Below are 12,516 nucleotides of genomic sequence, written 5' to 3'. Positions count from 1 at the left end.
ATGCCGCGGTTTGCTGCCAACCTTTCGATGATGTTCAACGAATATCCGTTCTTGGAGCGCTTCCAGGCGGCGAGGAATTCCGGTTTCGAGGCCGTGGAATATCTCTTCCCCTATGATTTCGCGGCTGAAGTGGTTGCCGAAAAGCTGGTGGGCGCCGGGCTGAAACAGGCCCTGTTCAACATGCCGGCAGGCGACTGGAACAAGGGCGAGCGCGGCCTGGCCGCCCTTGCCGATCGCCGCGACGAGTTCATCGCCTCGGTGGATCTGGCGGTGCGCTATGCCAAGACCATCGGTTCGCCCCTGCTGCACATGATGTCGGGGATTGCCGACAGCGCGGACGTGGGCGCCCAGGCCCGCTATCGCGAGGCCCTGACGATCGCTGCCGACAAAACCGGAGAGGCCGGCATCGGGCTCGTCATCGAGCCGATCAACAAGCGCGACATGCCCGGCTATTTTCTCAATGACTTCGATCGGGCGCAGGGTTTCATCGATTCGATCGATCAAGCTCACGTAAAGCTGCAGTTCGATGTCTATCACCGGCAGATCCTGCATGGCGACGTGATCATGGCGCTGAGATCCATGATGCCCGGCATCGGCCATATCCAGATCGCCTCTGTCCCGAAGCGCCACGAGCCGGGCACGGGCGAGCTCAACGATGCCATGATCTTCGCCGAGATCGATGCGCTTGGCTATGACGGTTTCATCGGCTGCGAATACCGGCCGGCCGCGCGCACCGAAGACGGTCTTGGCTGGATGCGTCAGCTCTAGAAGATAGGGAGGGAGGAGAGCATGTATACGGATTGGTTCGAGGTGATCGATCCGCGCTTCGAGGCGCTGATCCTGCCGAATGTGCATGTCGATCAGCTGTACGATGGCGGGCGTTGGCTGGAAGGCCCGGTCTATGTGCCGGCGGCGCGGCATCTGCTGTTTTCCGACATTCCCAACAACCGTGTGCTGCGCTTCAACGAATGCGACGGTGCTGTCTCCGTTTTCGAGGCGCCGTCCGGTTTCGCCAATGGCCATACGCTCGACCGCCAGGGCCGGGTGATTTCCTGCGAGCACCTGACGCGGCGCGTCACCCGCCGGGAACATGATGGCCACTTGACGGTGCTGGCCGACAGCTATGACGGCAAGCGGCTCAATTCGCCCAACGATGTGGTGGAGGCGAGCGACGGTTCGGTCTGGTTCACCGATCCGACCTACGGAATCTCGACCGAGTATGAAGGCGCGCGTCTCGACAGCGAGATCGGTAGCCGCAATGTTTACCGGATTGACCCGTCCGGCGCGGTCTCCGTTGTCCTGTCGGATCTGGTGCAGCCGAACGGGCTGGCCTTCTCCTGGGACGAGAAGATCCTCTATGTGGCCGACAGCGGCTCGAAGCCATCGCGGCTGCTGGCCTATACGGTCTCGGGCGGCAAGCTTTCGGCCGGCCGCCTGATTGCGGAAGCACCGCGCGGCATTTTCGACGGCTTCCGGATCGATCGGCACGGTCATATCTGGACCAGTGCCGCCGACGGCGTGCATTGCCTGACGGCCGATGGCGACTTGCTGGGAAAGATCCGCATTCCCGCAGCCGTCGCCAATCTTACCTTCGGTGGGCCAGCGCGAAATCGGCTCTACATCTGCGCCACGCGCGCGCTTTATGCGGTCTATCTCAATGTGACGGGGTAGCGGCTCTGCACTTTGCATGACGCGCTGATCCAGCGGGTTGAAGATCAGCGTCGCATCCTATCAAGGCCTTGCTTCTGAGCCCATGGCTTTAAGCCACGCTCGGCAACCTTGGAAAACGCCTCAGGTCGTTTCGGACTCTTTTTCCAGATCGTCGAAATAGGCCTCGAAATACTGGCGCATCAGGATCGACGTCATCGACGGGCTGCGCTGCGGATCGATGATGAGGGAGAGGGTGAGCGGCGGAAGGCCGCGGTCGCTGAGGCGCAGATAGACTAGACCGTCGTTCCGTCGGGCCTCGGCGCCCTGTGACAGCGCGATCAGGCCGAATCCCGCTCCTTCTCGAACCATCGACCGCATGAGGTCGAGACTATTGGTCGTCAGCACGGGCTGGAGCCGCGTGCCGGTCCGCGCAGCGGCTACATCGACGGCATCGCGAAGATGGGTGCTGGCATCGGGTATGATGGTCGGATTCTGAAAGAATGCCTCAAGCGAGAGCGTCGTCTCCGCTGCGGATACCCGGCCCGCCGGCAGGACGGCGCGCAGGTGAAAGGGGGCGGAGCGGGTGACGGTCACGCCCGGCAGCGGCTGCGGACTGAACGTCAGCCCGAAATCGGCAAGCCCGTCGAGGACAAGCTGGCGAACCTGGTCGGATTCGACAACCAGGACAGTGTTGCGGATCCGGGGATGGTCGCGCATGAACCTGGCCATTGCGCCGGGAAGAAAGTCGAACACGGTCTCCTGCGAAACGGCAATCTTGACCTCGCCGCGACGCAGGCCCTTCAACTGTTCGATCTGGAACGTGATGCGGGTGTAATCCTTGCGCCACCCCCTGACGCCATGAATGAGGATCTCACCCGCCGCGGTCAGGCGCATGCCGCGCGGCAGCCGCTCGAACAGGGCGACCCCCAGTTCCTCCTCGGCGCGGATCAGCTGCTTGTCGATGGCAGAGGCGGATACGTTCAGCTCCGCCGCCGCCTTCCGGATCGATCCCAGCCGGGCGATGGCCTCGAGATACTGGGCAAAACGGGAGAAAAGCAGCCTGCTCATGGCAGATCGACGGACCTGTGTTGAAAAAAAGGAAACGCACCGGACGGATCTTGATGTTTGTAAAAGTCGTCTTCCCGATTGTCTATAGAGGCTTGCAGATGAAGGACCGACATGAACCCGATCACTCCTGAGACCTTCAGCGTCGAGATTGCCGGCGAGATGTTCGATTTGCCGATCATCGCGCTCAGCGACCGGCGCGCCATCGCCTTGCTCATGGTGATCGAGATGGGGGTGCGCTTCGGCGATCTGGTCGGCGATGCGATGGTGGCACGGTTTGCCGCGCTGAAGCCGGACATTGTCGTGGGCAGCGCGACGCTCGGCATCCCCGTGGCAATCGAGGTGTCGCGACGTCTCGGACTGGACCAGTATGTCATCCTGCAGAAGTCGCCGAAATTTCACCTCGCCGAAGCATTGGTCGAGGACGTCAGGTCTATCACGAGCGGCGGGTCGCAGCGGCTGCTGCTCGACAGGCGCTCGATCGCTCGCCTGCAAGGCAAGCGCGTGCTGGTCGTCGACGACGTGGTGGCCACAGGTTCCAGCATGGCGGCGGCGATCCGGCTGGTGCGGCGTGCCGGTGCCGAGGTTGCGGGTGCCGGCACGATCCTTGCGGAGGGACACGCCTGGCGCGATGCGCTGGGCCGGGATGCGGACCTCGTGACCAGCCTGGGTCACATCCCTCAGTTCGATATCGTCGACGGCATCGCCGTGCCGGATGCCACAACGGAATATGCGGCGCGACCAGCGAAAAGCCCCGCGTTCGATCGAGATAGTCGAAACGCTGGATTACGGTCGGCCGGCTAGAGTTTGTCAGGGGACACGAGGGAGACCGGTGTTCTCGAACGCGTGACGAAGACAGAAAAAGCGAGGGTCTTTCAGGGGCAGACCGAACCTGAGCGGACCATCGATGAGAAAGGAGGAAGGCGGACGGCTCATCAGCCCAACCACCTTCGACAGACCAATAGGGAGGTCCCCAGGGCTGGCGCCATGCCCGAAGACCTGTCCATCTCAACGTAAGGGGAACTAAGAAAATGCAACAGACCACTCTCTCGCACAGCGAAGGAAACACCCTCTTTCCGCTCGTGCTGTCCATCGTGGCGGCTGCCGCCACCGGTGTACTCTGGGCCTATGCCAATCCGATCCAGCTGGTACCTGGCGTCATCCAATGGCGGATCTTCGCCTTTCTTCCGCCTTTGATCGGCATCCTGCTCGGCTGGCGCAGCGGCTTCATCTGCGGCTATCTCGGCACCATTGTCTGGTCGCTTCTCGCCGGCACCTTCATTCCTGCCCATTCGCTGATCGTCGACGGGATCATGGTCGGCCTGACCGGCCTTGTTCCGGGCTTCCTGTTCGATCCGGCAAAGACCGCCTTCGACCGCAGCGTTCTGGTGAAGATTGCGCTCGCATGCCTTGCCGTTGGCATCGTCATGGTCGCTGCCGTGTCGGCAAGTCTTGCCTATCTCGGCATCTTCCCGTTCTGGTGGGCGTTCGGCTATATCGGCCTGTCCGACATCGTGCCCATGGTCATCGGTACGCCGCTGCTGATCGTCCCGGCCATGAAGATCTTGAAAAGCGCCCATCCGGCCGGCTTCAAGCGCTTCTGAGACCAACCGGAAAGATCCCGTGCTCAAGATTAACAGCCTTCGTCTCGGTTTCGGTGGTCCCGATCCCGTGATCGCCGAGACCGACTGCCATCTGCAAGAGGGCCAGCGGCTCTTAATCTGCGGCGAGGCCGGCAGCGGCAAGACGACGTTTCTTGCCGCTGTCGCCGGCCTTATCCCGCGCCTGCTGCCGCTCCCCGATTATGCCGGCGAGGTCACGCTGATGGGCCGTCCGATCGCGGCGTTTGACAAGACCGAGCTCTTTTCCACGATCGCCTTCGTGTCGCAGAACATTGACGACCAGCTCTGGGATCTCTGCGTCGAGGACGTCATTGCCTTTCCTCTCGAAAACCGGGGCGTCGAGAGACATGCGATCCGCGAGCGGCTGCGCACGCTGATCACGGCCTTCAAGATCGAGGCGCTGCGCGGGCGCCGGGTGCTGACGCTGTCGGGTGGCGAGCGGCGTATGGTGGCGATCGCCGCGGCCCTTGCCGCAAACCCCTTGATTCTGGTGATGGACGAGCCGACCACCGGCCTCGACCCCGCCGCGCGGGCGCGGCTTGCGGCGCTTCTGCAAACGGTGGCGGGCTCCGTCTCGGCGCTTTTGGTGTCCGAGCAAGATCCGCTGGCACTCCTGTCGGTGATCGACCGGATCGCGCTGCTGTCGGACCGCCACCTGTCGCGGCCCGTTGCCCCTGCCGAGATTGTGCCGCTCGACGAGGCCTGGCGCGACGCGGGCCTCCTGCCGCCGCTGCGCCAACGCAAGTTGCGCCCGCCGGCCATCCTCGGCCGGTCGTTGCTGGAGGCGCGGGGCCTTACCACGCGGCTTGCCCGGCCCGACGGACAGCCGGTTCTCAGGGGTGTCGATGTCGACATTCGGGCCGGCGAGGTCCTGGCCCTGATCGGTCGCAATGGCGCCGGCAAGACGACCCTCTTCAAGGCGATGCTTGGCCTCGAGAAGACCGCATCCGGCTCGCTCGTCCTCGACGGGACCAATGCGCAGGCGTGGACCGTGGCCGCCAGGGCGCGCCGGATCGCCTATATCCCGCAGAACATGCGGCATATCTTGTTCAACATGACGGTGACCGGTGAGGTCATCTTCGCCATCACCGCCGCAAGTGCCAGCTCGACGGATCCAGACGTTCTCGCGCGGGCTGCGGCGGCGCTCGAGCGCTACGGCCTGTCGGGCTTTGCCGAGGCCAATCCGTTCGTCCTGTCGGCTCGCCAGCAGGCCCTGCTCGGCCTTGCCTGCGCGGATGCGGCCGGCGCGCTGATCGCCATCGTCGACGAACCGCTGCTGGCCCGCGATCTGAAGGGACGGCGCATGCTCGAACTTTTCATCGCCACCCTCAAGGAAAGCGGTCGATCCGTCATGCTGATCTCGCACGATCTGGAACTCGTAGACGATTTGGCGACACGCATGATGATCCTCGACGACGGCGTGATCGCCTTTGATGGCGGGCTTGACGAGGGCTGGGACAGTCCGGCTTTCCGCCAGCTTGGCTGGCCTGCACCCTATCGCGAGATGGCCGGAGAGGTCTGATGAACCGGCTGCACGAAATCAATTTCTTCATCAAGCTGGCCTTTGCCTTTGTCGTGATGCTGGTTGCCTGGCTGGTGCCCGGCTGGCGCTTCGGCGTGCCATTTGCCGGTCTCACCGTCGCCTTCCTGTGGCTTGCCGGCGTCCCTGGCCTGCGCGGCTACATCAAGGGCGCCCTGCTGCTGTCGGGCATGGTCATTGTCAGCTGGCTGGTGAACCTGTGGCTGCAGGGCGCAACGACGGCCGAAGCCCTGCCGATCGCGGCTGGCATGGCCGCGCGCCTGGTGACGACGACGGCCGCCTTCTTTTTCGTGATGGAGACCAGCACGCCCGGCTCTATCCTGGCGGCTGCGAGTGCCGCGCGGCTGCCGCCGATCGTGACGCTCGTCTTGTCGTTGACCTTCGGCATCATTCCGATGTTGCGCGACGATTTCGAGCGCATCGCCGATGCCCAGCGTGCCCGCGGCATGGAGATCGATGACGTGAGCCTGCCAACGAAACTGCGGTTTGCGCTCGCGCGCGGCATCCCGCTTCTGGTCCAGGCTATTCGCATGGCGCATGCCATTTCATTTTCACTTGCCATTTACGGCTTCGACCTCAAGCAGAAACGGACCACCTGGCGCATTGTCGGCCTGATGGTCGAACCCCGCATGACCATAAAGGACAAAACCGATGACCACTGACCCCGCAAACCCGAAAACCGGACAGAACTGGAAGGTCGATGTCGCCGGCTGGCCCGTCGATCTGCCGATCGTGGCGATCAAGTCGGACTTTGCCATTTCGCTGATGATGGTGATCGATCTCGGTGTGAAGTTCGGCGAGCATGTCGGACATGCGCTGGCGGCCAAACTGAAGCCGCTTAAGCCCGACATCATCGTCGGTGCGGCGACGCTCGGCATTCCGGTTGCCATCGACGTGACCCGCGCTCTCGGCCTCGACGCCTATGTCATCCTGCAGAAGTCGCCGAAACTCCATCTGGCGAACGCGCTGGAACAGCGGATTTCGTCGATCACTTCCAAGGGCGAGCAGCGCCTGCTCCTGGACCGCGCGGCGGTTCCGTTGCTGAAGGGCAAGCGCGTCGTCGTGGTTGACGACGTCGTCGCGTCCGGCTCCAGCATGAAAGGGTCGCTGGACCTCGTGCGCAAGGCGGGTGCCGAGGTCGTCGGCATCGGCGTGATCCTGACCGAGGCGGCCGATTGGAAAGCGACGCTCGGCGCCGACGAACCCCTTGTCCACAGCCTTGCCCATATTCCCCAGTTTTCACCCGGCCGGGACGGCAGGTGGGAACCGATCGCCGGTACCTGACGTCTGGGGCTTTGTCGGCGATGGCGAGAGCCGAGGCAAAATCCATAAAAAGCGCCGGTCCCAGCGCTTAAAAGTTTCGCAGCAGAGATGCTGTTACCTGGCGGCTCTTGACGGCATTAAAAACACAGCGCAGGATGATACAGACCTGTCTCATCATCATGGGTTTGCCTCATGCCGTCACCAGCTGCCACCAGCGACAAGCGCCAGCACATCATCGAAACCGCCTATGCCTTGTTCAAGAGCGGAGGGTTTCACGCTACGGGAATAGACCGCATCATCGCGGATGCCGAGGTGGCGAAGATGACGATGTATCGCCATTTTCCGAGCAAGGACGGTCTGATCGTCGAGGTTCTGCGATTCAGGACGGATCGTTTCAACACGCAGCTTGACGAGCTTGCCGCGACGGTGGCCACGGCGGACGAGAAGATCGCCACCATCTTCGACTGGTATGAACGCTGGTTCCGCAGCCCGGAATTCCACGGCTGCCTGTTCGCGCATGCGTTGGCCGAATTCGGCGATGCCCGGCATCCGGTGTTTCAGGCGGTGGCAGGCCACAAGGATGGCCTGAGGCAACGATTGCGGGACATACTCGAAGCGGAGATGCCGGCGGATCGGGCGGAAAGTGCGGCAACCGCGCTGTTCATGCTGCTCGAAGGTGCAACACTGCTTGCCCAGATGGGGCAGGGCGATGCCGCCATGCGCGATGTCCGCCAGGCGGCATCGAGCATTCTTGCTATTCCGGCACAACAGTGATGACGACGACGGTCATTGCGCTCGCCCTCTTCGCCGCAGTCCTGCACGCCACATGGAACGCCTTTCTGCGCTCCGGCGCCGATCGCCTGTGGACGGTAACGGTGATGAGCCTTTCGATGGCCGTGGTCGCTGTTCCCCTGGCCCTTGTCTTTCCTCTTCCTTTGCCGGCGGCGTGGCCCTATCTGTTCTTCTCCTCCTGCCTCCAGGTTGGCTATAGCGTCTTTCTCGTTTCGGCCTATCGGCATGGCGAACTTGGCCAGGTCTATCCGATCGTGCGTGGCAGCGTGCCGCTGCTGGTAACGCTGGGCGGGCTGGCCTTTGCCGGCGAACATCTCAGCCCCGGCAGCGCGATCGGCGTCGCTCTCGTCGCCATTGGCATCATGAGCCTGTCGCTTGGCCGGACACGCGCCTCGACAGCCTCGATCCTGTTTGCGCTGCTCACCGGTCTGTTCATCGCCGCTTACGCCACCGTTGACGCGATCGGCGTGCGACTGTCCGGCAATGCACGCAGCTACGCCATCTGGATTTTCCTGATCTACGGCATCCTGATGACCGCAACCTTCATGCTGATGCGCGGGCGGTTGAGGGCGGATATCGGCTCGCCCGAGACCTGGACGGCGATCGGCGGTGGGATGGTCTCGCTTGTCGCCTATGGCGCGGTGATCGCCGCCTTTACTCTTGGCCCCGCCGGTCCGATCACGGCGCTCAGGGAAACCAGCGTGGTGTTCGCCGTGCTGATCGGGCGCGTGTTTCTCGGCGAGGCGCTGACGATGAAGCGGATCGTTGCCTGCGTCATCGTCGCCGGCGGCGCGATCTGCCTCGGTGTCTCATGAATGATGGCGGCAGATCATGACCAGGTCCATGCTGATCGGCATCGCGGCAGCGCTGCTGGCCGCCCTGGCGTGGTCGATGAACTTTGTCGTTCCCTATGTGATCGGCGACTATTCGGTCTTCGATTTCGCCGTCTTCCGGTTCGTCATCTCAGGCGCCATCGGGTTCGGATTTCTCGCCTTCAAGTGGGATCTTGTCCGCCTTTTAACACTGCGCGATTGGCTGACGGCCTTCTGGCTCGGGTTTATTGGCTATGTCGGCTATTTCCTGACGGTTGTCGGCGCCGCCATCTTTGCCGGACCGGTCGTGGCGCCGGCATTTCTGGGGCTCGTTCCCATCGTCTTGGCCATTGCCGGCAATCTGCGCCAGCCGGTCCTGCAATGGCGTGGATTGGTCGTGCCGCTCGCCCTGACGGTGATCGGTCTCACCCTTGTCAATATCAGCGTTTTTGAACCGGTCGGACTTCAGGCTTCGCGGTCTCTTATGGTCGGCATTCCCCTTGCCATTGCCGCCGTCATCCTTTGGACCTGGTTCGGTCTTGCAAACCAGGCGGCGCTCGCGGAGCGTCCGGGCATGGACGGCGCCGTCTGGACCGCGTTGATCATGGCCGGCGGCGGTTTGGAAATGCTGGCGTTCGTTCCGATCGGCCAGATGATGGGCGTATTCGAAGTTCCTCGTCTTGGCCTGTCCTGGCATGCCGCGGCTGCGTTGTATCTATGGGGGGTGTCGCTCGCCATTTTTGCGTCGGTCGGAGGGGCGCTCGCCTGGACCCTGGCGGCGAAACGATTGCCCGTGACGCTTTGCGCGCAACTGATCGTGTCGGAAACTGTTTTCGGATCAGTGTTCGGGCTCGCGGCGCATGGACGGCTGCCCACTTTGACGGAGGCTGCCGGGATCGCGCTTTTGACCGGAGGGGTGGTTGCCGCGATCGGAGCGTTCAAACGGAATCGAATACCAGGCCATGAAGCGATCTAGGTCTCAAGGGAGTCGGTTCGATCCCTTTCAAGGCGTCCACCGCGCGAACACTTGTCGCTGCCCCGCAAACCCGGACGGAATCAAATTCCGCTCAACGGTTTGCGAAGTTACGCGGGGATCGATACCCTTGTGCACGGCGGTCATTGCGCAGCCATATATTGCCACCCGCCGTGCAGATGCGCCTACCCGCGCAACAGGAGCAAGATTAGCTCCGGGGCTGCAGCAGGGCCAGAACGACCGTCGATGCGGCTAGGATGGCGGTCAGAGTCAAGGGTCCCGTCGCGCCATAAGTGTCGACGATATAGCCTCCAACAACCGCGCCAATCGTGATTGCCACCTGGAATGAGGTCACCATCAGGCTGCCTGCCGCCTCCAGCGCGTCGGGCGCGGCGCGGGACAGATTGGTCGGCAGAACCACCGGCGCCATGCCGAAGGCAAAGCCCCATAGCGCCGCGAAGCCGAAGGCAACGCCGATATGCTCGCCCCACAGTACCAAAGCAAGCGCCGCAAAGGCCATTAGCGCGGCGGTGACTGCAAGGGCAATGCGGATATTGGCGTCCGCCATGCGACCACCGGCGATGTTCCCGATCACAGCGGCGATGCCAAATCCGAGCAACGCCAGGGCAATCGGCCCGGTGGATAGCAGCGTAACCTGTTCGAGGAAGGGGCGCACATAGACCGAGCCGGCGAAGTGCCCCGTCATCAGCAAGAGGATAGCAAGCATGCCAATCTGAATGCCACGCCGCCGTGTCAGCCGGAAGACGTCGGCAAGGCTGTTGCTCGTGGTTGCAGGCAGGGTCGGCAGACTGAGCCACTGCAGCGCCATGGCCAGTGCAGCCAGCCCGGCTGTCATGGCCATGGCGCTGCGCCAACCCAACCAGTCGCTGATGAGTGCCCCCATCGACGGAGCGGCAATCGTGGCGAGCGAGACGCCAAGAGTGACGATCGCCATGCCTCGGCCTGTGGCATTGGCGCCGACCAGTCTTGATACGACGGCGACTGACAGCGCCCAGAAAGCGCTCAGCGCGATGCCAAGCCCGGCTCGGCCCAACAATAAGAGCCAAAAATCGGTCGCAGTCGCAGCCAGAATGTTGGAGCCGACCGCCAGGGCGCTCAGCCCGACCAGCACCGTCTTGCGGTTCAGGCGGCCAATCAGGACATTGCTCAATACAGCCGTCACGGCGCCAACAGAAGCGGTGGCCGTCACGACCTGTCCGGCCATGCCCTCGCTGACGCCGAGATCGCGCGCCATCGGTGTCAGCATGCCTGCCGGCATGAACTCGGCCGACACTAAGGCAAAGCTGGTGGCCGCCATCGAAAGGACCGCGAGCCAGGTGGCCAGGCTCCACGCGACTGACATAGGGGCGTCGGTGTCTGTCACCGCGCCTTCAAGCTGGAATGATGTATCTGTCATTGAGAGGTCTCCAAGAGTTGGAGACCTTCATAGACGAGTTTTTTCGGATGTTATGTACCCTGAAATCCGAAATCCATGTCCATTCGTCCGGGAATTGTGCGACGCACAACGCCTGGTGAGACACCGGTGATGCGCTTGAACGCGCGCGCGAAGGACGCCTCGGACTCATAGCCCAACCGGGTCGCGACGTCGGCAACCGACGTACCGTTCTGGCCCAGCAACTCGCGGGCAAGCTGCATCCGCAGACGGGCGAGATAGTGTGCCGCGCCTTCCCCTAACACAGCGCTGAAGCGCTCCGCGAAAATCGAGCGCGATTGACCTGCCACGGCAGCGAGTCTTTCCACGGTCCAGTTATGGCCGGGGTCTCGGTGCATGGCGGCCAGGGCGCGGCCGATATTGGGGTCGCGGATGGCGGCAAGCCAACCGATTGTCGAGGTGCCGGTGCAATTGACCCAGCAGCGGATCAGCCGCGCGGTCATCAGGTCCGCCATTCGTGACAAGATCGTGGCGCTGCCCATCTGTGGATGGGTTGCCTCCGCCGTCATCGCCGCCAGCAGGGGGCCGACGATCGGGTCATTGCCGGCCACGTCGCAACCCTTGATGATCGGCGGCATCAAACTGATCAGGGGATTGAGGGCACAAACGCCCAAGGCCATGGAGCCGCAGAAAAGGGTGCTTGTTGCGCCTGTCCCTTCTCGCACCACTTCGCAAACATTGGTCCCCAACTTGGTCACCTGACATCCGTTGAGAGAGGCGTCGGCAACATCAGGCGCACTGGCAAGTCGATGGGCGACGCCCTGCGGCAGCAGCACCAGATCGCCATCGCGCAATTCCTGCCAGCCGAGCGCTGCCGTATGGATCCAGCAGGGGCCTTGGCTGACAAAGTGAAAACGAAGCAGCTGTTGTTGCGGAAAGGCGATGCTCCATGGGTGCCGGAGCTCGCAGCGGCTATAGCTAACGCCGCTCAAGCGAAAGTCTTGCAGGACTTCGCTCAGTGCATCCACTGGAATATCTGGTGAAGACGATTGGGACGAACGGTCAAGCATTCGCGCATTATAGATGCTAAACGTCCGGTAGGCAAATGGCAATCGAGGCCCGTAGATTGCCATTCCAATCACTGTCAGCGCCAAGGCGGGCTAGACGAACGGCGTCCGACAACGTGGCGCGCCTTGCTTCAAGTCCCGATCGTTTATGTCAAAGTCATCATTTTTCAGGATTTTAAAAGTCAAAAGAAGCATGCAGGGACCGTATCCCATCACATCAGGATTTTTGTCAATTGTTCAATCGCGTGGCATCGAATTTCTCCTTCGTCGGCGGATCCACGGTCTGAGCCCATAGCAATTACCGGCCCGGTTCTCGGGCCTATACAACCTCACATCCGG

13 protein-coding genes are annotated in these 12,516 nt (G+C 62.5%); 10 read left to right on the top strand and 3 right to left on the bottom strand.

All coding sequences use genetic code 11. From position 1 onward, the window contains the following. Positions 1-768: a 2-oxo-tetronate isomerase gene (otnI, locus tag HGO38_RS18090; RefSeq protein WP_250957310.1), complete on the top strand. Its 768-nt coding sequence runs from the start codon at positions 1-3 to the stop codon at positions 766-768. Between the two features lie 21 nt (positions 769-789). Then, complete coding sequence (locus HGO38_RS18085; protein ID WP_250957309.1) at positions 790-1,671, top strand: SMP-30/gluconolactonase/LRE family protein; 882 nt, start codon at positions 790-792, stop codon at positions 1,669-1,671. A 120-nt stretch (positions 1,672-1,791) separates the two neighbouring features. Here HGO38_RS18085 and HGO38_RS18080 read toward each other — a convergent pair whose 3' ends face one another. Beyond that, positions 1,792-2,718, bottom strand: coding sequence for a LysR family transcriptional regulator (locus tag HGO38_RS18080; protein ID WP_250957308.1), 927 nt, complete (start codon positions 2,716-2,718; stop codon positions 1,792-1,794). Between the two features lie 111 nt (positions 2,719-2,829). Between HGO38_RS18080 and HGO38_RS18075 the strand changes: the two genes are divergently transcribed. The 8 genes from HGO38_RS18075 to HGO38_RS18040 all read left to right on the top strand — a co-directional run bounded on the left by HGO38_RS18075 (position 2,830) and on the right by HGO38_RS18040 (position 9,720). After that, on the top strand, positions 2,830-3,519 hold the full coding sequence (locus HGO38_RS18075; RefSeq protein ID WP_250957307.1) for a phosphoribosyltransferase family protein: 690 nt from the start codon (positions 2,830-2,832) through the stop codon (positions 3,517-3,519). A 227-nt stretch (positions 3,520-3,746) separates the two neighbouring features. Beyond that, positions 3,747-4,319, top strand: coding sequence for an aminotriazole resistance protein (locus tag HGO38_RS18070; RefSeq protein ID WP_250957306.1), 573 nt, complete (start codon positions 3,747-3,749; stop codon positions 4,317-4,319). Between the two features lie 19 nt (positions 4,320-4,338). Continuing rightward, positions 4,339-5,859 (top strand): ATP-binding cassette domain-containing protein, encoded by a 1,521-nt coding sequence (locus HGO38_RS18065; RefSeq protein ID WP_250957305.1) that lies wholly within the window; start codon positions 4,339-4,341, stop codon positions 5,857-5,859. Then, positions 5,859-6,539 (top strand): energy-coupling factor transporter transmembrane component T family protein, encoded by a 681-nt coding sequence (locus HGO38_RS18060; protein WP_250957304.1) that lies wholly within the window; start codon positions 5,859-5,861, stop codon positions 6,537-6,539. Before HGO38_RS18065 ends, HGO38_RS18060 begins: the two co-directional genes overlap by 1 nt. Beyond that, on the top strand, positions 6,529-7,161 hold the full coding sequence (locus tag HGO38_RS18055; protein WP_250957303.1) for a phosphoribosyltransferase family protein: 633 nt from the start codon (positions 6,529-6,531) through the stop codon (positions 7,159-7,161). Before HGO38_RS18060 ends, HGO38_RS18055 begins: the two co-directional genes overlap by 11 nt. Before the next feature lie 171 nt (positions 7,162-7,332). Next, entirely contained in the window at positions 7,333-7,914 is a 582-nt protein-coding gene (locus HGO38_RS18050) for a TetR/AcrR family transcriptional regulator (protein ID WP_250957302.1), read from the top strand. Beyond that, positions 7,914-8,747: an EamA family transporter gene (locus HGO38_RS18045; RefSeq protein ID WP_250957301.1), complete on the top strand. Its 834-nt coding sequence runs from the start codon at positions 7,914-7,916 to the stop codon at positions 8,745-8,747. Before HGO38_RS18050 ends, HGO38_RS18045 begins: the two co-directional genes overlap by 1 nt. A gap of 16 nt (positions 8,748-8,763) precedes the next feature. After that, positions 8,764-9,720, top strand: a complete 957-nt coding sequence (locus HGO38_RS18040; RefSeq protein ID WP_250957300.1) for a DMT family transporter — start codon at positions 8,764-8,766, stop codon at positions 9,718-9,720. 205 nt (positions 9,721-9,925) lie between these two features. Here HGO38_RS18040 and HGO38_RS18035 read toward each other — a convergent pair whose 3' ends face one another. Together HGO38_RS18035 and HGO38_RS18030 are read right to left on the bottom strand one after the other, a co-directional pair. After that, a complete protein-coding gene (locus HGO38_RS18035; protein WP_250957299.1) occupies positions 9,926-11,134 on the bottom strand; it encodes an MFS transporter in 1,209 nt (402 codons plus the stop codon). Positions 11,135-11,184: 50 nt separating this feature from the next. Then, positions 11,185-12,180 carry an AraC family transcriptional regulator gene (locus HGO38_RS18030; protein ID WP_250957482.1) on the bottom strand — a complete coding sequence of 332 codons (996 nt, stop codon included), beginning with the start codon at positions 12,178-12,180 and terminating at the stop codon, positions 11,185-11,187. Between the last annotated feature and the right edge of the window lie 336 nt (positions 12,181-12,516).

Origin of the sequence: Rhizobium sp. CG5 (genome assembly GCF_023701945.1) — a bacterium.
Classification (GTDB): domain Bacteria; phylum Pseudomonadota; class Alphaproteobacteria; order Rhizobiales; family Rhizobiaceae; genus Allorhizobium.
The sequence above is the reverse complement of the archived record's forward strand: the minus strand, read 5'-3'. Positions and strand labels throughout refer to the sequence as shown.

Bases quoted from the DNA above. Each gene is read 5' to 3' on its own strand.
- otnI (WP_250957310.1), top strand. From the start codon at position 1: ATGCCGCGGTTTGCTGCCAACCTTTCGATGATGTTCAACGAATATCCG.
- HGO38_RS18085 (WP_250957309.1), top strand. From the start codon at position 790: ATGTATACGGATTGGTTCGAGGTGATCGATCCGCGCTTCGAGGCGCTG.
- HGO38_RS18080 (WP_250957308.1), bottom strand. From the start codon at position 2,718: ATGAGCAGGCTGCTTTTCTCCCGTTTTGCCCAGTATCTCGAGGCCATC.
- HGO38_RS18075 (WP_250957307.1), top strand. From the start codon at position 2,830: ATGAACCCGATCACTCCTGAGACCTTCAGCGTCGAGATTGCCGGCGAG.
- HGO38_RS18070 (WP_250957306.1), top strand. From the start codon at position 3,747: ATGCAACAGACCACTCTCTCGCACAGCGAAGGAAACACCCTCTTTCCG.
- HGO38_RS18060 (WP_250957304.1), top strand. From the start codon at position 5,859: ATGAACCGGCTGCACGAAATCAATTTCTTCATCAAGCTGGCCTTTGCC.
- HGO38_RS18055 (WP_250957303.1), top strand. From the start codon at position 6,529: ATGACCACTGACCCCGCAAACCCGAAAACCGGACAGAACTGGAAGGTC.
- HGO38_RS18050 (WP_250957302.1), top strand. From the start codon at position 7,333: ATGCCGTCACCAGCTGCCACCAGCGACAAGCGCCAGCACATCATCGAA.
- HGO38_RS18045 (WP_250957301.1), top strand. From the start codon at position 7,914: ATGACGACGACGGTCATTGCGCTCGCCCTCTTCGCCGCAGTCCTGCAC.
- HGO38_RS18040 (WP_250957300.1), top strand. From the start codon at position 8,764: ATGACCAGGTCCATGCTGATCGGCATCGCGGCAGCGCTGCTGGCCGCC.
- HGO38_RS18035 (WP_250957299.1), bottom strand. From the start codon at position 11,134: ATGACAGATACATCATTCCAGCTTGAAGGCGCGGTGACAGACACCGAC.
- HGO38_RS18030 (WP_250957482.1), bottom strand. From the start codon at position 12,180: ATGCTTGACCGTTCGTCCCAATCGTCTTCACCAGATATTCCAGTGGAT.